The sequence below is a fragment of the Nocardioides sp. AX2bis genome (assembly GCF_902506435.1).
Classification (GTDB): Bacteria; Actinomycetota; Actinomycetes; order Propionibacteriales; family Nocardioidaceae; genus Nocardioides.
In genome coordinates, this window is record NZ_LR733215.1 from 1193930 (window position 1) to 1216281 (window position 22352).

A 22352-nucleotide genomic window follows, 5' to 3' on the forward strand; every position below is an offset into this window, starting at 1 on the left:
GGCGCGACCCTAGGTCCGGTGCTGGGCCGACGGTCGGTCGACGTCGATCTCGCGGGCGCCGGTCATCGCGAGCAGCTCGTCGGCGTCGGTGGAGAAGACCGCGGCCGGGTGGCCGGCCGCGGCCCAGACCCGGGGGTGGCGGCGCAGCCAGGAGTCGACGTAGGTGGGCACGGGAGCGGGGTGGCCGAGGGGCGAGACGCCCCCGATCACCTGCCCCGTCGCGGCCCGGACGAGGTCGGGGGAGGCACGTCGCAGCGGACCGGTGCCGATCCGGGTGGCCACCGCCTCGGTGTCGACGCGATGTGCTCCGCTGGTCAGCACCAGGACCGGGTGCCCGTCGGCCTCGAAGAGCAGGCTGTTGGCGATCGCGCCCACCTCGCAGCCGAGCGCCGCCGCGGCGAGGACGGCGGTGTGGGCGGCGTCAGGCAGAATGACCACCTCACCGGTCCCGCCGCGCTCCGCGTGCGCGGCACGGAACCGGGTGACACCAGGATGCTCGGACGTCATGCCCCGGACCCTAGACGGGCGGCGTACGGGTCGTCCCGGACCGACCAGCGGACCCGGCCGTGGCGCCGGGGGCACAGCGGAGCAGGGGGCGCGGCCCCGGCGGGAGACCACGACGTGACGACAGCAGCGGAGCCGACCTCGGAGACGACCGGCCCGGCCCGGCCACGGGCCCTGACCTGGGTCTCGCGCGGCGTGTGGGCCCAGGTCGTGGTCGGCGTGCTCACCGCCGCCCTCGTGGTCGTGGAGCGGGGGGCCCTGATGGACGCCTGGACCGCGGGCCAGCCACCGGACAGCACCATCGCCCCGCTGTCGTTCGTGCCGGTCGCCCTCGTGTGCTGCGGGACCTTCGTGGGCTCCGCGCTGCTGATGCTGGCCTTCCTGCGGGCCGGGCACGGCTGGGCGCGGTGGTGCCTGGCCGCGATCGTGGCCTTCGTGGTGCTGGCCACCGTGGCCGCCCTGCGGACCGCGCCCCCGGCGCCGTTCCTGGTGGTCTCGGTCGTCGGCCTCGTCGTCGAGGTCGCGACGCTCGTGGAACTGTGGCGCCCGTCGGTCTCACGCTTCCTGCGCGGCGTCGCCGCCTCCGAGAGGCCCGTCGCCACGTCGTAGCACCCGGGGTCCGGCCAGGTCTTGACGGGGTGTCGGCGCGGCGGTGTAGCGTGCGAGTCGTTCGAACACGTGTTCGACGGGCGGCGAGGAGGCACGACATGGCGGCACGACGTGGGGTCCGGGCGGGGCAGCGGCAGGGGCAGGGGACCGCGGTGGTCGAGCGGCCGGTGGGCCTGCCGGCCGCGACGCACTCCTACCTCGGGCGGTCCGCCGAGTCCCTCAGCGAGGCGGTCGGCAGCACCGACGTGGCCACGCGCTACGCGTGCGCCCACGTGGCCGCCCTGCGCGCAGCGGCAGCGCTGCTCGCCGCGCGCGCCCGGCCCGAGCCGGCCCGGGCGCGCCGGCAGAAGAACGCCTGGGTCCTGCTGGGCGAGGTCGCCCCGGAGCTCGGCGAGTGGGCGACCTTCTTCGCCGCCGGTGCCGGCAAGCGGGCCGCTGCCGAGGCCGGCTCCACCCGCGCGGTGGGCGAGCGCGAGGCCGACGACCTGGTGCGGGACGCCGACCGGTTCCTGGCGGTGGTGGAGGAGATGCTGGGCCTGGTGCCGCACGCCGGGGTGCCGTCGTCGTGGGCCGCCTGCCAGCCGGCCCCGACCCGCCGCGCGGGGTGAGCAGGGATGCTGCGGCCGTCCGGCGCCCGGCCGCCCGACGTCCGGTCGCGTCGTCGGGCCCGACCCGCGGGGCGCAGCCGAGCGGATCGTGCGGCGGTCTCCTAGGGTGTGCGTCATGCCGGCGACGGAGCGACCCAGCGAGCGCAGGAGCGCGATCCGCACGGCCGTGGTGTGGGACGCGCTGCGGCCCGTCCTGGACGCCGGGCCCCTCGACGTGCTCGACATCGGCGGCGGCACCGGCGGTTCGGCCGTCGCCATCGCCGAGCGTGGGCACCGGGTCACGGTGGTCGACCCCAGCCCCGACGCCCTCGCCTCGTTGGGTCGTCGCGCCCGCGAGCGCGGGGTCGAGGTCGCCGCGGTCCAGGGTGACCTGTCCACGACGCCGGACGTCCTCGGTGCCGACGGGGCCGACCTCGTGCTGTGCCACGGCGTGCTCGAGGTCGTCGACGACCCGGCGGCGGCCCTGGCCACGCTGCGCACGGTCCTGCGGGAGGGCGGCGCGCTCAGCCTGCTCGTGGCCCAGCGTCACGCGGCGGTGCTCGCCCGCGCGATGGCCGGGCACTTCGTCGCCGCGCGCGAGGCGCTGGAGCCGGGCGCCCCGCTCGACCGTGCCGGACGCCGCTTCACCCACGACGAGCTCGACGACCTCGTCGCGGCGGCCGGGTTCGCCGACCGGCAGGTGCACGCCGTGCGCGTCTTCGCCGACCTCGTCCCCGGGGCGCTGCTCGACGCCGAGCCCGGCGCGACGACCGCGCTGCTCGAGCTGGAGCGGTCGGTGGCCTCGCGCCCGGAGTACCTCCCGCTGGCCACCCAGCTCCACCTGCTCGCACGCTGAGGCCGCCCGGCCGGCCCGGGCGGCGGGGGTCGAGCGGTGAGCGGCCCGGACGCGTACGAGCGTTCACGGGCCTGCCCGGTCCTGCACGTCGACATGGACGCGTTCTACGCCTCGGTCGCGCTGCGTGACCGCCCCGACCTCCAGGACTCCCCGGTCTTCGTCGGTGGGGGACACCGCGGCGTCGTGCTCTCGGCCAACTACCTGGCCCGCGCCCGGGGCGTGCGCTCGGCGATGCCCGGCTCCCGCGCGCTGCGGCTGTGCCCGGAGGCCGTGGTCCTCGCGCCCGACCACGCGGCGTTCGCCACCGTCTCGGCCGCGGTCATGGAGACCTTCCGGCAGGTGACCCCGCTCGTGGAGGGCGTCTCGATGGACGAGGCGTTCCTGGACGTCTCCGGGGCCGGTCGCCTCCTGGGCACCCCGCTGGCGATCGCCGAGCAGCTGCGGGCGCGGATCGCCGACGAGCAGCGGATCACCTGCTCGGTCGGGGTCGCCGCGACCGTCTCGGTGGCCAAGCTCGCCAGCACCCGGGCCAAGCCGGACGGTGTGCGGGTGGTGGCGCCCGACGAGGTCGTGGCCTTCCTGCACCACCGTGACATCGGCGACCTCTACGGGGTGGGGGAGAAGACCCGGGACCGGCTCCGCCGCCAGGGCTACCTCACTGTCGGCGACCTCGCGCGCACCGAGGTCGGGGTGCTCCGCCGCGACCTCGGGGAGCACCTCGGGCCCCACCTGCACACCCTGGCGTGGGGTGCGGACCGGCGTCAGGTGCGCTCACGGCACGCCCCCGTCTTCGCGGGCGTCACGCACGACCCGGACAAGTCCATGGGCGCCCAGTCGACCTTCGGACGTGACACGGCCGACCGTGCGGTAGTCCTGCGCGAGCTGCTGCGCCTGACCACCTCGGTGACCGGTCGGCTGCGGACCGCAGGTGTCGCCGGCCGCACGGTGGCCCTGACGGTGCGCTTCTCGGACTTCACCACCCTCACCCGTTCCCGGACGCTCGGAGAGGCCACCGACGTCACCCAGGAGGTCTTCGCGGCGGTCGTCGCCCTGCACGACGCCCTGAGCCTGCGCGGGGACCGGCTCCGGCTGGTCGGGGTGCGGGTGGAGGGGCTGCAGGCGCGGGCCGGGATCCACCACCAGCACGTCCTGGGGGAGCGCGAGGTGGGCTGGGCGGAGGCTGATCGTGCGGTCGACCAGGCAGCGCGACGGTTCGGCCCCGCGGCCGTACGGCCGGCCAGCCTGCTCGGGGGGTGAACGAAATCACCGGTGTGCCTACCGCCGGTGGAGCGGCCTGCCTAGACTTCCACCAACACCCGGAACTGCCGGGCACGACGGACCCTGGGAGGACCCGGTGCCGCTCTCGGAAGAAGAGTTGCGACTGCTCGAGCAGATGGAGCGCGCGCTCGTCGAGGAGGACCCGAAGTTCGCTTCGACCCTGCGGGGCACCTCGATGCGCAGGACGGCCCGTCGCCGGGCCCTGCTCGCCGCGGTCGTGTTCGTGGTCGGGGTCGTCGTGCTGATGACCGGGGCCATCACCAACCAGGTCGTCATCGGCATCGTCGGCTTCGTGGTGATGCTGGGCAGCGCGACGCTCGCCCTCACCTCCTTGCGCGGTCAGCAGCAGGTCCGCGTGCCCGACGACGCCTCCGGCGCGATGCCCGGCGCCGGCAGCCCCGGCTTCGCGGTCATCGACGGCGGTCGCTCGTCCAAGCCGCGCAAGACCCGCGGGCGCACGTCGGGCTCCGGCAAGGGCGGCGGCGCCCGCCCGTCCGGCTCCTTCATGGAGCGCATGGAGCAGCGCTGGCGCCGTCGCCGCGAGGGCAACGGGTTCTGACCGCACGCGGCCCCCGGGCCGGACGGCCGGACGGCGCGCTCAGCGCAGCTGCTCGGCCAGGGGACGGTCGGCGGGCTGGTCGCCGCTCGTGCCCGCGCCTCGGCGCCGACCCCGTCGCGAGACCACGGTCCGCGGCCACCACCGGGCGCGTCGTCGTCGTCGGCTCGTCGACCGCTCCTCCATCGTGGTCAGGCAGCCGCGGACGGCATCGGTGACCCCGGCGTCGGACGCACCCGCGCGGGCGTAGCTCGCGCGCTCCACGGCGGCCACGACGACGTCGAGGTCCGTGGTGGTCCCGAGGTGGCGCGACACCACCGCCCGCACCTCGCGCGGCGAGCGGTCGTCGGGCCAGGGCGTGCCCAGGTCGACCGCGGTGTCCCGCAGCTCGGCCCACCCCTCCAGCACGCCGCCGGCCAGCCGCCGCTCGCGCCGCCGGCGCCGTACGGCACCGGGCACCAGGAGCAGTGCGGCGAGCAGCGCCACCGGCAGGCCGACGAGCCCGGCCGTGCGCCACGGGGCGGACGAGTCCGCCGCCGGCGCGGCGACGGGCTCCTCGGTCACCTCCGGCTGCACCCGGTTCTCGGCCCGGTCGGCCTCCTCGCCGCGGGCGGCGTCAGGGCCTGCCTCCGGGACCTCGGGGAGCGCCTCGGGCGCCTGGTCGCCGGCGGTGTAGTCGGGGACGTCCGCGGCGCGCTGGGGCGGCGTGGGCTCGAAGCGCGTCCAGCCGGCGCCGGGGAAGTAGAGCTCGGGCCAGGCGTGCAGGTCGCGCGAGCTGTACTCCCAGCGACCGTCGGGCAGCCGGCTGGGGGCCAGGAAGCCGACCGCCACGCGTGAGGGGATGCCGACCTGACGGGCCATCACGGCCATGGCGGAGGCGAACTGCTCGCAGTAGCCCACCCGACCGCCCTCGCCCTCGGTGAGGAAGGCGGCGAGCTCGTCGGCGCCGTTGCCGTCCTCGGACCGCGCCAGGCTGTACTGGAAGCCCCCGTCGGTGCGGAAGAAGTCCTGCAGGGCCACCGCGCGGTCGAAGTTGTTGGCCAGGCCCGCGGTGACGTCGTTGGTCAGCGACCCCACGACGGGGGGCAGCCCGGTGGGCAGCTGGAGGAACCGGGAGTCGACCTCGCCGCGCTCGGCGGGGGCCTCGGCCAGCTCGGCGGCCTCCACCTGCGGCTCCACGGCGGTCATCTCGTAGGTCAGGCCGGAGGTGGTCAGGTCGTCGGAGGCTGCGATGAAGTCGACGGTGCTGGTGTCGAAGCGCCAGTCACCGGGCGCCTCGACCCGGGAGACCGGTGCCTGGGTCGGCAGCCAGGTCGAGGAGAGCGCCTCGGTCACCTCGACCTCGTAGGCGTAGGCCTCCCGGGGGACCCCCGCGTCGAGGCCCTCGATCGGCGGCAGCGCCCCGTCGGCCACCTGGTTGCCGGGGACGCTGCGGTCGCCGGCGGTCCACTCGTTCTCGGTGAAGTTGGCCAGCACCGAGATCCGCAGGTAGGCCGGGTCCGGGTCGTCGGTGCGGACGCGGACCAGGGGGAAGTCCTCGCCCTGCTTCAGGTCCCGTCGCAGGTCGACCATCGGGTTGGTCACCAGGATCTCGCCGTCCCCGCCGGAGCCGGTGCCGCCGCCCAGCAGGTCGAGGTCGAGCGCCGGGAGCGCGAGCGGGATCGCGACGGCCAGCGCCACCGCGCCGGCGCCGAGCGCACCCGCGCCCGCGGAGGCGGCGCCCGTACGCACCCCGAAGCCGGTGGAGTCCACGGCCTGGTCGTCCGCGGGGTCGGCGAGGGCGCGGCCCCACCGGGTCACGGCGTCACCGGCGTCGAGGTGGAGCATCATCAGGAACCCGGCCGCCGCGGCGACGAAGACCCACCAGCTCGCACCGGTGCCCAGGATGCCGACCGGGACGCTGTAGACCGCGAGCAGCGGCAGCCCGGCCAGGGGGACCCGGCGCAGCGTGCAGGCCAGGACGTCGACCAGCAGCAGGCAGCCCAGGCCGCCGACGACCAGCAGCGGCTCGATGCCCGGGACGCCGGCCGGGACGGGCGCGGCGTACCTCGTGGAGGAGTCGACCGCCTGGGTGAAGGACCGGACCAGGTCGGTGCCGGCCGCCCCCAGCGGCACCGGGGTGCCGATCAGCACCAGGCTCGTGGCCCCGACGCCGAGCAGCACCTGGGCGAGCACGACGAGCAGCCCCGGCACCGCGAGGCGGCGCAGGAGCGCACCGCTGAGGGCGACGACGGCGCCGATGCCGAGGAGCGGGATCAGGGCTGCGGCCCAGGCCTCGGTGAACCCGCGCCAGGACAGGGCCGAGACCCAGACGGTGAGCGCGCCGGTCAGCGCGAGTCCGATCCGGGAGCCGGCCGGGCGGGTGCTCACGACGACGCACCCCCGACGGTCCGGCCGAGGCCGGCCGGCACCGTCGCGCGGGCACCGCCCCGGCCGAGCTCCTGCCACGCCGTGGCCAGGTCGTCGCCGGGTCCGAGGGAGGACACCCGCCAGCCCTGGTGCAGCAGCACCGGTGTCGCCGGCCCGCCGGGCCCGCCGGGGGACCGGCCCCACGCGTCCAGGTCGAGGGCCAGGGCCAGGGAGAGCCCGGGGTGCGCCATCCGGCGCAGGACCGGCGCGTCGGCGGCCTGCAGCAGGCCCACGACGGCGACGGTCACGCCGGCGGTGTGGTCGGAGAGCCAGCCCTGGTCGAGCCGGACCGCCGGGTGGAGCCGGAGGACGGCGAGGGACTCCAGCAGCCTGGCGGCGTCGGGTCCGTGCACGGCGTCGTGCCGGGCCGAGGCGGGGTCCTCGCCCGTGGCCGTGACCAGCCGCACGGTGTAGCCACGACGGGCCAGGTGGGTGGCCACCGAGGCGGCCGCGGTGACCGCGGTCTCGAACGACGACGTCGGGCCCGCGCCGCGGTGGGCGACCACCCGGTCGTCGAGGAAGACGGTGGCGCGGGCCTGCCAGGGCTGCTCCTCGCGCCGCACCATGAGCTCGCCCGTGCGGGCCGAGCTGCGCCAGTGCACCCGGCGGAGGTCGTCGCCGCGGCGGTAGGTGCGCACGGTGACGTCCTCGGCCGAGCCGGTCGCGGCGGCCCGCAGCCGCTCGTCGCCGGAGCCGGTCCAGCCCTGGCCGAGCGGGACGGCCGGGAGGTCCACGGTGCGCGGGACCACGGTGAGGGTCGCGGTGGAGCGGAAGGCACGGCCCAGCTCGAGCAGGCCGAAGGGGTCGGTCACGCGCACCGCCATCGGTCCGACCTCGAAGCGCCCGCGCAGGTCCGCACGCACCTGGTAGGCCGCGTGCCTGCTCCAGCCGTGGCCGATCCCCTCGAGGACGAAGCGGGGCCGGGCGCCGAGCTCGTAGGGCACCTGCTCCTCGAGCAGGAGCAGCCCGCTGGGCGTCCGCCCGTCGTTGGTCAGGGTGAGCGTGACCTGGGCGGGCTGGCCCACGACGACCTGGCGCGGGGAGACCTCGCGCACCAGCGAGAGCCGGTAGCGGGTCCGGGCGAGGACCGCCGCCGCGAGCAGGGGCAGCGCCACCAGCAGCACGCCGACCCGGCTCAGTGGGCGCTGGTCGAGGAGCACCGCGCACACCACGGCGGTGACGCCGGCCGCCAGGAAGGCGCGCCCGCGCACGGTCAGGCCGGAGAGGGCCTCACGCACCGCCGGCGCCCCGGGGCACGGGCACGGCGGCGACGAGGTCGGCCAGGACGCCGGCGACGGCGCGTCCGGTCATCGACGCCTCGACGCTGGGCATCAGCCGGTGGGTGAGCACCGGGCCCGTCAGCGCGCGGACGTCGTCGGGGAGCACGTAGTCGCGGCCGTCCATGGCCGCCGCGGCCTTGGCGGCCCGGACCAGGTGCAGCGTGGCGCGGGGTGACGCGCCGAGCACGAGGTGGTCGCTGCGCCGTGTGGCGCCGGTGATGGCCACGGCGTAGCGCTGGACGGGCGCGGAGACGTGCACCCCGGCGACGATCCCGCAGAGCTTGCGGATCTCGGCGGCGTCGGTGACGGCGTCGAGGTCCTCCAGCGGGGAGTGGCCGGCGTGGGAGTCGAGCATCGCGATCTCGGCGGCCTCGACGGGGTAGCCCATCGAGACGCGGGCCATGAAGCGGTCGCGCTGCGCCTCGGGCAGCGAGTAGGTGCCCTCCATCTCCACCGGGTTCTGGGTGGCGATGACCATGAAGGGGGCCTCGAGGGCGTAGGTGGCGTTGTCCACCGTCACCTGACGCTCCTCCATGCACTCCAGCAGCGCCGACTGCGTCTTCGGCGAGGCCCGGTTGATCTCGTCGCCGACGACCACGTTGGCGAACACCCCGCCGGGGCGGAACTCGAACTGCCGGGTGTCCTGGTTGAAGACGGAGACGCCGGTGACGTCGGAGGGCAGCAGGTCGGGCGTGAACTGGATGCGCCGCACGCTGCAGTCGATGCTGCGCGCCAGGGCCTTGCTCAGCATCGTCTTGCCGACGCCGGGCACGTCCTCGATGAGGAGGTGGCCCTCGGCCAGCAGCACGGTGACCGCCGAGGCGACGACCTGGGGCTTGCCCTCGATCACCCGCTCGATGTTCGCGCGGATGCGTCCCACCGCCGCGGCGACGGTCGCGAGGTCCGCCGACGCAGGCGGTCGGGAGCCGGTGTCGGCAGGGGAGGGAGCGGGGTCCACGCGTGGTCCTTCCGGGTGCGGCCCGGGTCGGGCCGGGGGGTGGAGCGAGGTGACCCCAACCGTAGGGCGTGGCCTCAACCCGTGTCTCTCGTCGGGCGTTCCCGGCCTCGACGGCCGGGCCGGGGGTGGGTCAGGCGGTCCCGCGGACGGCGTCGTCGACCAGGTCGGCGAGCGCGTGCACGCCGCGAAGGTCGTCGCGCTGCCCCATCAGGTCGGTGAGCGCCCGGGCGTGGCGCGTGCGGAAGCGGGCCCGCTGGTCGAGCACCCGCTGGTCGCGGGACTCGGCGGCGTCACCGAGGGCGACGGCGGGCGCGGCGGACGCGGTGAGGGGCGTGGTGGGCCTGCTGGACATGGTGCCTCCCGGGGTGTGGGGATCTGGTGGGGCGCTCGCTGCACGGTGAGCAGCGAGGTCTGGTGCGACGGTGCGTGTCCGACGATGCCTGCGGTTCGTCGCCGGGGTGTTGACTCCCGGTTACGGGCGTGTGGCGGGCCGGGGTTTTTTGTAACGATCCAACGATGGCAGGGCGGGACGTCGTCCGGGTCACACCTCCGGGGGTTCGGCCCAGGCGGTCTGGACCACGGTGACCGCGCGTCCCGCGGGCACCAGACGTCCCCGGCCCGGTGGTGCGTACGCCGGTCGGAGCCCGAGCAGGCTGCCCTCCTCCGGGCTCGCGGACAGCAGGAGGCCGGTGCCCCCGAGGTCCCGCAGACTCTGGAGCAGCGGGTCGTACGCAGCGCGGGCGGCGCCGCCGGCGCGGCGGGCCACGACGAGGTGCAGGCCGACGTCGCGGGCCCGGGGCATCAGCGCGACCAGGGGGTCGAGCGGGGAGCCGGTCCGCGACGGTGGTGCGACCAGCTCGTGGTCGTCGACCAGCACCCACACCTCCGCCCCGCGCCACCAGTCGCGGCGCCGCAGCGAGGCGGGGGTGACGTCACGTCCGGGCAGGCGGGTGCGCAGGAAGGCGGCGAGGTCGCCGACCGCGCTGCGGGCGTGGTCGTCGTCGGCGACGTGGTCGAGCAGGTGCGCCCCGGGCAGGGCACCGAGCAGGGTGCGGCGTGGGTCGAGGACGAGCAGCTGCGCCTGCGACGCCGGCCGGGTCCGGACGACCTCGAGCGCGAGCGTGCGGAGCACGCCGGTGCGCCCCGACCCCCCGTCGCCGAGGACGAGCAGGTGCGGCTCGGTCGCGGGGTCGAGGCCGACCGGTGCCAGCCGCTCCTCGCCGACCCCCAGCCAGAGCCGCTCCGTCCCGGGGGCGGCCGCCCGGCGTACCTCCGTCAGCAGGACCCGGGCGGGCAGGAGGCGCAGGGCGGGGGCGGTCACCCCGGGCGATGCCGCGGCGACGCGACGGCGCAGTGCCTCCTCCGCGGCCTCCCGGGTCGTCGCCCCGACCTCGCGGGCCGAGGCCACGGGGAGCGCGACCAGCAGGCGGTGACCGCTCGCGGCGAGCCCGTGCCCGGGCCGGCCGGCTGGTACCCGTGCGGCGGCGCGGCGGTCGACCTCGGAGTCGAGCGGGTCGCCCAGGCGGAGCTCGACCCGGTGGCCGAACAGGTCGCGCGCGGCCGCCCGGAGGTCGGCCCACCGCGTCGCCGCGGCCAGGACGTGCAGGCCCAAACCGGGTCCGCGTGCCGTCAGGGCGGTCACCTCCTGCTCCCACTCGCCGTCGCGCAGCGCACCCCACCCGTCGACCACGAGCACCAGCCGCGGGGCCGTGGCGCCGGGCCCCGCGGCCTCGCGCTCGTCCAGGGTGCGGCGCAGCTCCGCGAGGAGACGCCGGACCACCTCGGGCTCCGCGCGGGTGACGACGGCGGCCACGTGCGGGAGCGTGGCCAGGGGCGCCAGCGCGCCGCCGCCGAGGTCGAGCACGTGGACGTGGGTCTGCGTCGGGTCGGTGGTCAGCGCCAGCGCGGTCACCGCGGTGCGCAGCAGCGTGCTGGTGCCGCTGCGGGGTCCGCCGACGACCACGAGGTGCCCCCCGGCCACGGCCAGGTCGACGAGGAGGGGCTCCCGCCGCTGCTCGCGCGGCCGGTCCAGCAGGCCCAGCGGGACCAGGACGGGTCCGGCGTCGTCGGGGCGGTCGAGGAGGAGCTCGCCGAGCGCCGGTGACGCGAGGAGCGGCGGCAGCCAGACCTGGTGCGCGGGCGGACCCTGGCCGGCCAGGCGGTCGACGACGGACTCCAGCAGCGTCGGCCCGGTCCGGTTCCGTGCCGCCGGGGTGGTGACCCGGGCCGGGATCGAGGGGGCGACCGCCGGGCGGCCGAACGGCCCGGTGAAGGCCACGACCAGGGGCGCCCGTGCGGTCCGGGGCGGCGGGACGGGGACGGGTCCGGAGACGTACGAGGCGGTGAACCGCACCAACGCCTCGGGGCCGGTGCGCAGGTAGCCGGCGCCGGGGACGGCGGGCAGCGCCGCCGCGTCGGGCACGCCGAGCACCGCGCGGGACTCGGCGGCGCTGAAGGTGCGCAGGCCGACGCGGTAGGACAGGTGTGCCTCGAGCCCGCGGAGCCGGCCCTCGTCGAGCCGCTGCGAGGCCAGCAGCAGGTGCACCCCCAGCGAGCGGCCCAGGCGGCCGATCGCCCCGAAGAGGTCGACGAAGGCGGGCTCGGCGGCCAGCAGCTCGGAGAACTCGTCGACCACCACGAGCAGCGAGGGCAGCCGGGGCAACGAGGCCGGGTCGGCCGAGGCGGCACGGGCGCGCTCGAGGTCGTGCCGGGAGGCGAAGGGCCCTGCGGCGCGGAGCACCTCCTGGCGCCGCTGCAGCTCCCCGGCCAGCGCGTCGCCCATCCGCTCGACGAGCACCGCCTCGTCGGCGAGGTTGGTGATCAGCGCCGAGGTGTGGGGCAGCGCCGCCAGCCCGGCGAACGTGGCACCGCCCTTGTAGTCGACCAGCACCAGGTTGAGGTCGCCCGGGGAGTGCGTGGCGGCCAGGCCGAGCACGAGGGTGCGCAGCAGCTCGGACTTCCCGGACCCGGTGGCCCCCACCACGAGGCCGTGCGGGCCGGTGCCGCCGTGGGCGGCCTCCTTGAGGTCGAGGTGGACCGGGCGTCCGCGCTGGTCGGTCCCGATCGCCACCCGCAGCCGGTCGGAGGCGGCCCGGGGCCGCCCGGGGTCCGCCGGGGCGTCGGGCGCCGGCAGGTCGAGCGCCGCGAGCACCGGGTCGGGCCCGCCGGGGTCGTCGGCAGCGCGGTCCGGCCCGGGACCGTACGGCGCGAGCCGGCGTGCGGCGGCCTCGGCCGAGGCCGGTCCGCACCGGTCGGCCGACCCGCGCACCTCGGCGGCGTGGACCCGCAGGTGCCGGTCGGACGCCGGCGCCCCGGGCGTGGTGGCGGGCCCGGCGAGGACGAGCCGGTCACCGGGCCACCCGGGGTCGCGCCCGACCGGGACGACCACGGTGACACCGGGAACCGGGACCGGGGGCTCCGTGGGCGACCTGCCGAGGTCGAGCACCAGCAGCAGGTGGGGGTCGTGGGGGCCTCCGCCGGCCGTGGTGGCCGTCGCGCCGACGAGGTCCGACGCCGGGTCGTCCGAGGCCGCGAGGACGAGCGGGAGCGGCCCGGTCGCGTCGCGGGCCGTGGGGTCCGCGGCGTGCGGGAGCCACTTGACCCACTCCCACGCGGCGAGCCGTCCGGGGTCGGCGAGGACCACCAGGCGCAGCCGTCCGGGCGGCAGGGCGTGGACCGACGAGACGACGATCGCGGTGACCACCGACGTGGCCTCGGCCCCGACCACGCAGAGCCGCGGGGTCGCGGCGAGGTCCAGCAGCAGCGGGAGCGCGGGCACCTCGCGGTGGGCTGCGAGCAGGCGCCGCAGGGCGTCGCCGGCGACGGGGTCGACGTCGCCCTCCGGCTCGGGGGGCGCGACCGGCACGAGGTCGGGCTCGCCCCGGCCCCACCCCCAGCGCACCAGGAGCGGGTCGCCCGGCCCCGCGGCGGTCCACCCGACCGGCCGGCGGCCACCGGCCGCGACCAGCGCCGCCATCCGCCCCGCCACCTGGGCCGGGTGCGGGTGCACGGTGCAGGACCGTTCCCGCTGGCGCGCGGCCGCGCCCTGCAGCAGGTCGCGCACCTGGGCCAGGTGACGCAGGTACGCCGTGCGCGCCCCACGGCGCTGGTGGTCCCGCTGGGTGCGCTGCCGGTCGACCTGGACGGCGACGAACCCCAGCGTGGTGAGCACGAACATGCCGCCCGCGACCAGCCGCAGCAGGCCGGAACCACCGGCGGACGTCGAGGTGACCAGCACGACCGAGCCCACGCTGCCCAGCATCGGCAGCGCGTTCATCGCCACGCCCGCGGCGCCGTCGGCCGGGGCGACCAACGGCGGTGGACGCGGCACGACCTGCTCCTGCGCGCTGCTCGTCACGTCGCCCTCCTCCCTCCACCGGGCCGGGCGGGACCAGGCCGGGCCGGGCCGTGAGCGTAGGGCGGGTGCCCCCGTCCGTGCCGGGCTCCTCCACAGGTCCTGGGGACAACGTCGGACCTGGTTTGGAACGGCTCCCGGTGGGTATCCCGACAGGTGGGTCCGGCACCGGACCGGCCCACCGTCCGCAGGTCACACGACACGGCGCCCCGCGCCGGGAGGAGCAGACATGTCCGTCGAAGGAGAGATGAGCCAGGGCGAGGGCACCCTCGCCACCGCCGCCGAGCGGGTCGGCGCGTGCCGCGCCGACGTCGACCGGCTGAGCGCCCAGCTCACCGACCAGCTCGCCGCCCTCCAGGGCCAGTGGCTCGGTCGGGGCGCCGGGGCGTTCGTGGCGCTGCACCAGACCTGGACCGACCGGCAACGCGTGGTGGTCTCCGCCCTCGACCGGTTCGACGCCTCCCTGCGGGTCACCCAGCGCGACGTCGTCGGCGCCGACGAGCAGCAGGGCTCGACCTACACCGCGCTGGCCGGCCGCCTCGGCGGCTGAGCCGGGTCCCGCCCGCACACCGTCACCCGTCCCACCGCACACTCCACCGCGATCCACGACACGACAGGAGCATCAGATGACCCTCGGAGACGGCACGATCCGCGTCAACCACGCCGCGCTGGACCAGGCGGCCGCCGACCTCGGTCGGCAGGTCCGCCAGATCGACGCCCGGCTCGACCAGCTGGAGAGCGAGCTGGCCCCGCTGCGTGCCGGCTGGACCGGGGAGGCCCGCGAGTCCTACGACACCGCCAAGCGGCAGTGGGACGCCGCCATGCTCGACATGCGCACCGTGCTCGACGAGGCCGGACGCGCGGTGTCGCAGTCCAACGCCGAGTACGCCGCCCGCGACCGCGCCGGAGCGGCCCGGTTCGACGGCGGCCGCTGAGGTGCGTGCCGATCCCCTGCGGGTGACCGTGCTCGTGGGGGGTCGGCGTACCGACCTCGCCGTCCCGGCCGGGCTCCCGGTGGCCGAGCTCCTGCCGGTGCTCGTGGGGTCCGTCGACGCTCCGGCCCCGGACGCCACCGGGCACCTCGCGCTGGCCGGTGGGCGACCGCTGGACCCGGAGGTCCCACTGGAGGACCAGGGGGTACGTCCGGGGGCGGTGCTCGTCGTGACCCCGGCAGCTCCAGCGCCCCTGGTGCGCGACGACCGGGCGGAGGCGCTCGGGGCCGAGGTCGCCCGCGCCGCGTCCTGGACGAGCCGCCAGCGCGACGCCGCGAGGCCGCTGGTCGCGGCGGTGCTCGGTCTGCTGGCGGCGGCCGGGGTCGTGGGCCTCCCCGACGCCGCAGCGGGTGGTGTCGTCGGGACGGTCGGCGTCCTGACGCTGCTGGTCCTGGCGGCGTGGTCGTCGCGCACCGGGCCGGAGGGAGCGACGCCCACCGCCGTGCTGTCCGCCGTGCTGGCCGTCGTGCTGGCCTGCCTGCTCGCCGCCGCGGCGGCCGCGGCCCTGGTCGGTGCGCCCGGCCCGGGTCCTGCCTGGCTCGTCACGGCGGGCCCGCCCGTCGGCGCAGCCGTCGTCGCGACGGCGCTGGTGGGGGCCGCCGCCCTGACGCGGCGCCGTGGCCTGCTGCTGGTCGCGGTCCTGCCCGGCGCGACCCTGACCGTCCTCGGGCTGCTGGCCCGGGCCCCCGCGGCACCGGAGGCGCTGCTCGCGGGTGCGGTCGTCGGGCTCGTCCTGCTCGGGGGTGTCGCGCCCGAACTCGCGCTCGCCGTGGTCGGGCGGGGCGGCGACGGGCTGGTCGACCCCTGGGCCGGTCCCGCCGCGGACGCCGCGCTCGCTGCGAGCCCCGGCGGCGGCGCCCCGGTCGATCACGGCGGCCTCGACGTCGACGCCGCCCGCGCCGCCGACCTGCTGGCCGGGACGGCGGGCGGGGTGGGTGTCCTGCTCGTCGTCGCGGCGCCGCTGCTCGCCGTCGTCGGCCGGTCGGCCGCGGCGCTGGGGGCGGTGCTGGCCCTCCACCTGGTCCTGCGCTCCCGCCGTTCCCACAGCGCGCTGCTCGTCGCCGCCGACCTCGGCTGCGGGGCGGTGGCCCTCGCGGGGATCGCCGGGGTGCTCCTGGTGAACGACCCGGCGGCGCGGGAGGTGCTGACGCCGGCGCTCGTCCTCCTGGTGCCGCTCCCGCTGCTCGTCGGCCCGGTGACCTCCGTCGGCGCGCGTCGGATCGGGGACCTGGCGGAGACCGCGACCGCGGTGGCACTGCTCCCGCTGCTGGCGGTCGTGACCGGCCTCCTCGACCTCGTCGGCGGGTGAGCGTGGTCGCGACCCGGGAGCTCGCGGAGGCGCAGGCGTGGTCCCGGCGCCGCCTGGCGCACGTGCTGGTCGCCGGTCCGGCCGGGGTGCGCGGCGAGGAGCCCCGCCGGCCCGGGCGAGCCGCCCTCGGCGGGGCGCTGCTGGCCGCGCTGCTGGTCGGCGGGGTCGGGGTGGTCGGCCTGGTCCGGGGCGCGGGCGCGGGCGCGGACCCGGCCGTGACCGAGGACCCCGTCCTGGACGTCGGCGTGGCGGTCGCGGCGGAGTCGGGCGCGGCCTACGTCGTCCTCGACGACGCCGGGCCACGAGCAGCCGGAGGTCTCGTGGCGCGCGCCGTGCTCAACCCCGTCTCGGCCCGGCTGCTGCTCCCCGACGGCGGCGAGGACGGGATGCCGCAGACCGCCCCGGCGGCCGAGCTGGCCGCCCTCGCGGCGCAGGTGCCGGGGCCGGCGGTGGGGATCCCCGACGCGCCCGCGGTCGTCCCGGGCGCCACGGACCTCACGACGACCGCCTGGACGGCCTGCCCGGACGCGCCCGTACCCGTCCTCCCGGGCCGTCCTCCCGACCCGCTCGGGGCCGCGACGGCCGTGCTCGTCACCGCCGGCGGCTCGTCCTGGCTGGTCGTCGACACCGGTGACGGCGCCCGTCGCTACCCGCTCCCGGCCGACCCAGGCGCCGCCGAGACGGCCCTCGCCGCGCTGGGAGGCCCCCCGCTCGCGACCGCCGCGCCGGTGCCGGCGACCTGGCTGGTGCTGGTGCCGCCCGGTACGGCCACCACGCTGCCGCCCCTGGCCGTACGCAGCGGCCCCACCTGCCTGCTGCTCGAGCCGGGCGCCGCCGGGCCCCGGCGCGCCCTCCCCTCGACGGCCCCGGTCACCCGGCTGGCCGCGCCGCCGACCGACGCGTCCGCCGGCACCCCGCCGGGAGCAGGCGCGCTCGTCACGACCCCGGAACGGCCGCGGGCCCGCTGGTTCGTCGACGACCGGGGGCGCGCGCTGCCGGTCGTCGGTGCCGAGTCCCGCGCCCGCCTGGGATGGGCCGGGACCGTGCCGGTCGTGGTGCCGGAGTCGTGGCTGGGCCTGCTGGCGCCCGGCCCCGTGCTGTCGGTGCGGGCGGCCGCGCGGCCCGTCCGCGCACCTGCCTCGTAAACGTTTCGTTACGGAACGGTGCGGGACGCGCATCGTCAGGCACCCTGACCACCCGGGGGGTCCGCCACGTCGTCGACGAGGTGGCCTCCTGCGTCCTCCACCCTGACGAAACGAGTCCCTCAGTGAGAAGAACACGCGCCCTCGTCGGCGTGACCGGGGTGGCGCTCGCCGCCACCTCCGCGTTGGTCAGCACCGGCACCACCGCCTCCGCGGAACCCTCGGGACCCGGGGCCGTCGGCTCCGCGGACCCCTCCGCCGCCACCGACGGCGGCCGCGGCGCGGGCACCGCGACGCGGGTGGAGGAACCGACCCGCGCGCAGGTCGTGCAGAAGGCGGCCGAGTCGGCCGTGGCCGGCGACCCGATCGCCATGCCGAGCTCGTACCCGTACCAGCCCGAGCTGCGGTTCTACCGCGACAACGCCGACGACGCCGCCGCGACGGCCGAGCTGATCACGCACCCCCAGATCGCGCCGCGCCTGACCGAGCTGATGCAGCGCAGCGACCGGGTCTCGGTGCAGGTGGTCGGGCAGTCCACCGAGGGGCGCGACCTCTACCTGGTGACGCTTACCGCGCCGGAGTCCGCCGAGGAGACCGCGCAGCAGACCGCGTGGAAGATCCAGATGAAGGCCGACCCGGAGGCCGCCGCGGCCGACGCCGCGCTGCTGCGCGACTACAAGACCCCGATCTGGATCAGCAACAACATCCACGGCAACGAGTGGGAGGGCACCGACGCGGCGATGGACTACATCGAGCACCTCGCCACCGCGCCCCTGAGCGAGGTCGGCGGGATCCTGGCCAACAACCGGGTCTACTTCTCGCCCTCGCTGAACCCCGACGGCCGGACGAACGCCACCCGCGCCACCGCCCTGGGCCTCGACCCGAACCGGGACATGATCACCAACTCCACCCCGGAGACCCGGTCCTTCATCCGCCAGGCGCAGGCCATCCAGCCGATCTACGCCGCCGACTTCCACGGCTACACCAACGTCCTGCAGATGGAGCCCTGCGGCCCGCCGCACGGCTCCAACTACGAGTACGACCTGACGATGCCGCACAACTACGCGCTGGCGCTCAAGGTCGAGAAGGACGTCGTCGCGGCCGACATCCCGGGCAACACCTACTACGACACCACCACCGGCGCGGTCGTGCCGGCCAACACTGGGCCCGACACCGCCCACATCAAGATCCCCTACCGCGACACCCCCGACGGCTGGGACGACTTCCCGCCGATCTTCACCGCGCAGTACGCCGCGTTCTTCGGCGCCGCCTCGGCGACCGTCGAGCTGCCGCTGACCCGCGGTGCCGCCGGCGGGCGCCAGACGCCCGAGCGGGCCGTGGTCAACACCGACGTGGCCTACCAGACGATGGAGAGCATCGTCGGCTACATGAACGTCGGCACCACCGCGCGCGACATGATCTCGAACCAGATCGAGACCTTCCGCCGCGGCGTGGCCGGCGAGGCCAAGGACAACCTGACCACCGAGGACGTCGCGGCGGTGCCCGGGCCGAGCCAGTGGAAGCCGCTGTGGGACGTCGTCGACGACCAGGACCCGATCGAGGTCCCCCGCGCCTACGTCATCCCCGTCGGCGCGGGGCAGCGCTCCGAGAGCGACGCCGACCGGCTCGTCGACCAGCTGCTGACCCACGACGTCGAGGTCGGCACGCTGACCTCCGCGACGACCGTGGACGGCACGGACTACCCGGCGGGCTCGTACGTCGTCGACATGCACCAGCCGATGCGCGGGCTGGCGAACTCGCTGCTCGACCTCGGGGAGGACATCTCCGAGAAGGTCCCCTCGATGTACGACATCTCCGCCTGGAGCTACTCCTACACGTGGGGCGCGACGGTCGACAAGGTCGGCCTGACCCAGGACCCCGCCCCCGTCGGTGACGTCGAGCCGATCGACGCGGTCCCGGCCGACTCGACCGTGCCGGACACGGCGACCTACACGACCTTCGACGTCGCGGGCGTGGCCGACCACCGGCTGCTCAACGAGGTGCTGGAGCAGGACGTCCCCGTCGCCATGCTCGAGGACGGGTCGGTCGTCGTGGACGTCGCCGGCTTCGACGTCGCGACCGCGGCGGCCGAGGACCTCGGGATCACCCTCGAGGCCGCCTCCGCGGAGGAGCTCGACGCCCTCGCGGCCGAGACCACCAAGGCGCTCAGCGACCTGACCGTCGGCTACGTCGGCACCCAGGACGACCGCCTCTCGCTGACCGAGCTCGGCTTCGACGACCTCGTCGCACTGAGCGTCACCAGCCTGAACGCCGACCCGACGCTGCTCGACGGCGTCGACGTCCTCTGGATCGGCGGCACCTTCGCCCCGGCGATCGGCTCCGCGGCGGAGGACGCGGTGGAGGCCTTCGTGGCCGACGGCGGGTCCGTCACCGGGCGGGACGCCTCGAACGGCGTCTTCACCTTCGCCAAGCGGATCGGTCTGCTCGACGGGACCGTGACACCCGGCAACCGGTCGGGCAACGGCATCGTGGACGTGGAGACGCCGGAGGACTCGGTGCTCGCGCCCCACGCCCAGGACTCGGCGTTCATCTACCCGGCGTTCTCCTACTCCGGTCTCGGCGGGACGACGACGGCCGCGCAGACCTACGGCGCCGACCCGCTGCTCGCGGGCCACTGGCGGGCCACGGACGCCGCCAACGGTCCGGCCGGCGCGGCCGGCGCGGCCTCGGCCGTCTCGGCGGTCGACGAGGAGACGGGGTCGCGCACCTTCGTCTTCGGCACCTCGCCGTTCTTCCGCACGCACCCCAAGGGTGGCCTGTCCCAGGCGGCGCAGGCCCTGCAGTGGGCCGGTCCCGAGGGCGAGCCGGTGGTGGCCCCCGGGGACAGCAGCGTCGCGATCACCCCGGTCGAGCGCGTGGTCTACCCGGGTGCAGCCACCGTCGAGGTGACCACCTCCGGGGACGACGGGACCCCGGCGGACGGGACCGTCGACCTCCTCGTGGGCGACGAGGTCGTCGCCTCCGGCCCGGCGACGGACGGCGCGGCCACCCTGACCGTCGAGGGCCTGGAGCCGGGGACCACCACGGTCGTCGCCCGGTTCACCCCGGCGGCCCCGGGCTCGCCGACGGTGCGCAGCGCCCCGGCCGACGTCCGGGTGGCCAAGGCGCGCTCGGAGCTCGACCTCGACGCCACCGCGGCCGGGGGCGAGCGGGCCCGCGTGGTCCTCGACCTGGAGGTCCCCGGGGTCCCGACCACGGGACGGGTGGTCCTGCGTGAGGGCCGCGAGCTGCTGAGGAGCGTGCGCGTCACCGCCGGTGAGCCGGCGGTCCTCCGGGTGGCGCTCGGCCGCGGGCGGCACCTGCTGAAGGCCCGCTTCACCGGCACGGACCTGGTCCGGGGCAGCACGGACCGGGACCGGGTGCGGATCGGCTGACCTCGCCGCACCGGGCCCGAGGCAGGACCTCGGGCCCGGTGCGCCGGGCCGGCGACCGGGCCACACTGGAGCCACGACGCGTCGGGCGGGGAGGTGACCGGTGGAGGCAGGCCCGGATCCCGACCGCACCCCGCCCCGCCGGGCCCGGCGCAGCGCCACCGGCGCCGTGCTGGCCGTGCTGATGCTGGGCGCCTCGCTGGACCCCTCCCTGCTCGCCCGGACCTGGGTCTTCCAGGGCGTCCTGAGCGGCGTCGGGGTGGCGGTCGGCTACGCCCTCGGTGCCGGCGTCGGCGCGCTCGGCCGGCGCCTGGCCGACCGCCTGGGGTGGCGGGGGCCGCGGATGGGTCGCCGAGGCGCCCTGGTGCTGGCGGTCATGGCCGGCGCCTGGACCACCTGGGTCGTCGTCGCGGCCGTCGACCAGCACCGCTGGACCTGGGACCGGCTGGGCTACTCGCCGACGCTGACCACGACGGCGTACGCCGGGGCGCTCCTGCTCGCGGTGGCCGTGGCCGTCGTGCTCTCCGCGGTCGGCCTGCTGGTCCGGCTGCTCTGGTCGCAGGTGGCCCGGCTCGGTGCGCGGTGGCTCCCCGGCGCGGTGGCCGCCGTCCTGGCCGCGGCGCTGGTCGGCTGGGCGGTGCTGTCCGCGGCGAACACCTGGGTCCTGCAGCGCACCCTCGACGGCATGAACGCGGCCTTCGAGGCCGACGACCTCGAGGTCGACGCCTCCGCCCCGGCCCCGCCACCGCCCGACGCGTCGCGCTCGGGCACCTCGGCCTCCGCGGTGTCCTGGGCCGACCTCGGCGACCAGGGCCGCCGCTTCCTCTCCCGCGGGCCCGACGCCGCGGAGGTCGACGACCTCGCCCCGGCCGGTGCCCCGGCCGCGGTGGACCCGGCCCGTGTCTTCGTCGGCCGCGCCTCCGCCGGGACCGTGGAGGGCCGGGCGGAGCTCGCGCTCGCCGAGCTCGACCGGCTCGACGCCTTCGAGCGGCGCGCGGTGCTGGTCGTCGTGCCGACCGGCACCGGGTGGGTCAACGAGCAGGTCGTGGCGCCGGTCGAGCACCTCCTCGGCGGTGACGTCGCCACGGTGGCCGTCCAGTACTCCCACCTCCCGAGCCCGTTGGCCTACCTGGCCGAGCACGACGCGGCGAGCCGGACCGGTGCGGCGGTGATCGAGGCCGTGCGCGAACGGGTCGCCGCGCTGCCGGCCGCCGAGCGTCCGATGGTGCTGGTGGCCGGGGAGAGCCTGGGCAGCTTCGGCGGGGCGCAGGCCTTCGACGACCTCGACGAGATGGTCGCCGACGTCGACCGCTCGCTGTGGATCGGTGCCCCCGAGTTCATGCACCTGCGGCGGCAGGCCGAGGCCGTGCGCGAGCCGGGCTCGACCCAGGTCCGGCCCGTGGTCGGGGACGGCGAGGACGTCGTCGTGGCCAACCGCCGCTCCGACCTCGACGGCACCAGCCCCCGCTCGGTCTTCCTGCAGCAGGCCGACGACCCGATCGTGTGGTGGGACTGGGGCACCGCCGTACGCCGCCCCGACTGGCTCGCCGAGCCCCTCGACCCGGCGGTCAACCCCGCGATGACCTGGCGACCGTTCTCCACCTTCGCCAACCTCACCGTCGACATGGCCGTCGGCAACGACTTCGACGAGGACCACGGCCACCTCTACGGCACCCAGCCGCTGGCGGCGTGGGAGGCGATGCTGGCGCCGGCCGGGTGGGAGCCGGCCGACGTGGAGCGCCTGCGCGAGCACCTGGCCCGGCTCCCGCGGTGAGCGGCCTCAGCCGGTCGGGGGACGGCCCGCCCGCGGTGGTCCCGGGGGCGGGAGCAGGGGGACCTCCAGCCGGCGCAGCCCGGCCGGCAGCGCCGAGACGGCGACCAGGGCCACGAACCCGCTGATCAGCTTGTCCCCGACCGACACCAGGAGGTTGGCAGCCCAGGTCCCGACCGCCGCGGTGCTGGTCAGGGCGGTCACCGTGGCCGCCAGCGTCTCCTGCCCGTGGCCGGTGCCACCGCTGAGCAGCATCAGGATCGGGACGGCCAGCAGGGTGCAGACCGCGGCGACGAGCAGGTTGAGGCCGAGGAAGCGGGGCAGGGTCCGGCCGAGGCCCAGCCGGCGCACGCCG

At 76.9% G+C, this 22352-nt stretch carries 17 protein-coding genes; 11 read left to right on the forward strand and 6 right to left on the reverse strand.

All coding sequences use genetic code 11. From position 1 onward, the window contains the following. Positions 1 to 9: 9 nt before the first annotated feature. A complete protein-coding gene (locus tag GV155_RS05695) occupies positions 10 to 507 on the reverse strand; it encodes a YbaK/EbsC family protein (RefSeq protein WP_160006052.1) in 498 nt (165 codons plus the stop codon). Between the two features lie 114 nt (positions 508 to 621). Between GV155_RS05695 and GV155_RS05700 the strand changes: the two genes are divergently transcribed. The 5 genes from GV155_RS05700 (at position 622) to GV155_RS05720 (ending at position 4393) form a co-directional block, all read left to right on the forward strand. Further along, positions 622 to 1113, forward strand: a complete 492-nt coding sequence (locus GV155_RS05700; RefSeq protein ID WP_160006054.1) for a hypothetical protein — start codon at positions 622 to 624, stop codon at positions 1111 to 1113. 98 nt (positions 1114 to 1211) lie between these two features. Next, positions 1212 to 1721, forward strand: coding sequence for an SAV_6107 family HEPN domain-containing protein (locus GV155_RS05705; RefSeq protein ID WP_160006056.1), 510 nt, complete (start codon positions 1212 to 1214; stop codon positions 1719 to 1721). Between the two features lie 115 nt (positions 1722 to 1836). After that, positions 1837 to 2556 (forward strand): methyltransferase domain-containing protein, encoded by a 720-nt coding sequence (locus GV155_RS05710; RefSeq protein ID WP_160006058.1) that lies wholly within the window; start codon positions 1837 to 1839, stop codon positions 2554 to 2556. Between the two features lie 36 nt (positions 2557 to 2592). Then, entirely contained in the window at positions 2593 to 3813 is a 1221-nt protein-coding gene (dinB, locus tag GV155_RS05715) for a DNA polymerase IV (RefSeq protein WP_236554049.1), read from the forward strand. 97 nt (positions 3814 to 3910) lie between these two features. Next, positions 3911 to 4393, forward strand: a complete 483-nt coding sequence (locus GV155_RS05720; protein WP_160006060.1) for a DUF3040 domain-containing protein — start codon at positions 3911 to 3913, stop codon at positions 4391 to 4393. A gap of 39 nt (positions 4394 to 4432) precedes the next feature. Here GV155_RS05720 and GV155_RS05725 read toward each other — a convergent pair whose 3' ends face one another. The 5 genes from GV155_RS05725 to eccCb form a co-directional block, all read right to left on the reverse strand. Next, positions 4433 to 6760 (reverse strand): transglutaminase family protein, encoded by a 2328-nt coding sequence (locus GV155_RS05725; RefSeq protein ID WP_160006062.1) that lies wholly within the window; start codon positions 6758 to 6760, stop codon positions 4433 to 4435. Continuing rightward, positions 6757 to 8037, reverse strand: a complete 1281-nt coding sequence (locus tag GV155_RS05730; protein WP_160006064.1) for a DUF58 domain-containing protein — start codon at positions 8035 to 8037, stop codon at positions 6757 to 6759. Before GV155_RS05730 ends, GV155_RS05725 begins: the two co-directional genes overlap by 4 nt. After that, complete coding sequence (locus tag GV155_RS05735; protein WP_160006066.1) at positions 8030 to 9037, reverse strand: AAA family ATPase; 1008 nt, start codon at positions 9035 to 9037, stop codon at positions 8030 to 8032. Before GV155_RS05735 ends, GV155_RS05730 begins: the two co-directional genes overlap by 8 nt. 130 nt (positions 9038 to 9167) lie before the next feature. Beyond that, positions 9168 to 9389 carry a hypothetical protein gene (locus tag GV155_RS05740; protein WP_160006068.1) on the reverse strand — a complete coding sequence of 74 codons (222 nt, stop codon included), beginning with the start codon at positions 9387 to 9389 and terminating at the stop codon, positions 9168 to 9170. 189 nt (positions 9390 to 9578) lie between these two features. After that, positions 9579 to 13394 carry a type VII secretion protein EccCb gene (gene eccCb, locus GV155_RS05745; protein WP_236554051.1) on the reverse strand — a complete coding sequence of 1272 codons (3816 nt, stop codon included), beginning with the start codon at positions 13392 to 13394 and terminating at the stop codon, positions 9579 to 9581. Positions 13395 to 13620: 226 nt separating this feature from the next. Here eccCb and GV155_RS05750 point away from each other — a divergent pair, with 226 nt between their 5' ends. From GV155_RS05750 to GV155_RS05775, 6 genes are all read left to right on the forward strand, one after another. Beyond that, positions 13621 to 13941, forward strand: a complete 321-nt coding sequence (locus tag GV155_RS05750) for a WXG100 family type VII secretion target (protein WP_160006070.1) — start codon at positions 13621 to 13623, stop codon at positions 13939 to 13941. Positions 13942 to 14017: 76 nt separating this feature from the next. Continuing rightward, on the forward strand, positions 14018 to 14326 hold the full coding sequence (locus GV155_RS05755; protein WP_160006072.1) for a WXG100 family type VII secretion target: 309 nt from the start codon (positions 14018 to 14020) through the stop codon (positions 14324 to 14326). Positions 14327 to 14348: 22 nt separating this feature from the next. After that, positions 14349 to 15692, forward strand: a complete 1344-nt coding sequence (locus GV155_RS05760) for an EsaB/YukD family protein (protein ID WP_160006074.1) — start codon at positions 14349 to 14351, stop codon at positions 15690 to 15692. Beyond that, positions 15689 to 16837, forward strand: coding sequence for a type VII secretion protein EccB (locus GV155_RS05765; protein ID WP_160006076.1), 1149 nt, complete (start codon positions 15689 to 15691; stop codon positions 16835 to 16837). Before GV155_RS05760 ends, GV155_RS05765 begins: the two co-directional genes overlap by 4 nt. Before the next feature lie 122 nt (positions 16838 to 16959). After that, positions 16960 to 20229 (forward strand): M14 family metallopeptidase, encoded by a 3270-nt coding sequence (locus tag GV155_RS05770; RefSeq protein WP_201300074.1) that lies wholly within the window; start codon positions 16960 to 16962, stop codon positions 20227 to 20229. A 100-nt stretch (positions 20230 to 20329) separates the two neighbouring features. Continuing rightward, positions 20330 to 22000, forward strand: a complete 1671-nt coding sequence (locus tag GV155_RS05775; protein WP_160006078.1) for an alpha/beta-hydrolase family protein — start codon at positions 20330 to 20332, stop codon at positions 21998 to 22000. Positions 22001 to 22352 lie beyond the last annotated feature (352 nt).

Excerpts from the sequence above, each read along its gene's own strand:
- GV155_RS05740 (WP_160006068.1), bottom strand. The coding sequence starts at position 9,389 with ATGTCCAGCAGGCCCACCACGCCCCTCACCGCGTCCGCCGCGCCCGCC.
- GV155_RS05705 (WP_160006056.1), top strand. The coding sequence starts at position 1,212 with ATGGCGGCACGACGTGGGGTCCGGGCGGGGCAGCGGCAGGGGCAGGGG.
- GV155_RS05710 (WP_160006058.1), top strand. The coding sequence starts at position 1,837 with ATGCCGGCGACGGAGCGACCCAGCGAGCGCAGGAGCGCGATCCGCACG.
- GV155_RS05695 (WP_160006052.1), bottom strand. The coding sequence starts at position 507 with ATGACGTCCGAGCATCCTGGTGTCACCCGGTTCCGTGCCGCGCACGCG.
- GV155_RS05755 (WP_160006072.1), top strand. The coding sequence starts at position 14,018 with ATGACCCTCGGAGACGGCACGATCCGCGTCAACCACGCCGCGCTGGAC.
- GV155_RS05750 (WP_160006070.1), top strand. The coding sequence starts at position 13,621 with ATGTCCGTCGAAGGAGAGATGAGCCAGGGCGAGGGCACCCTCGCCACC.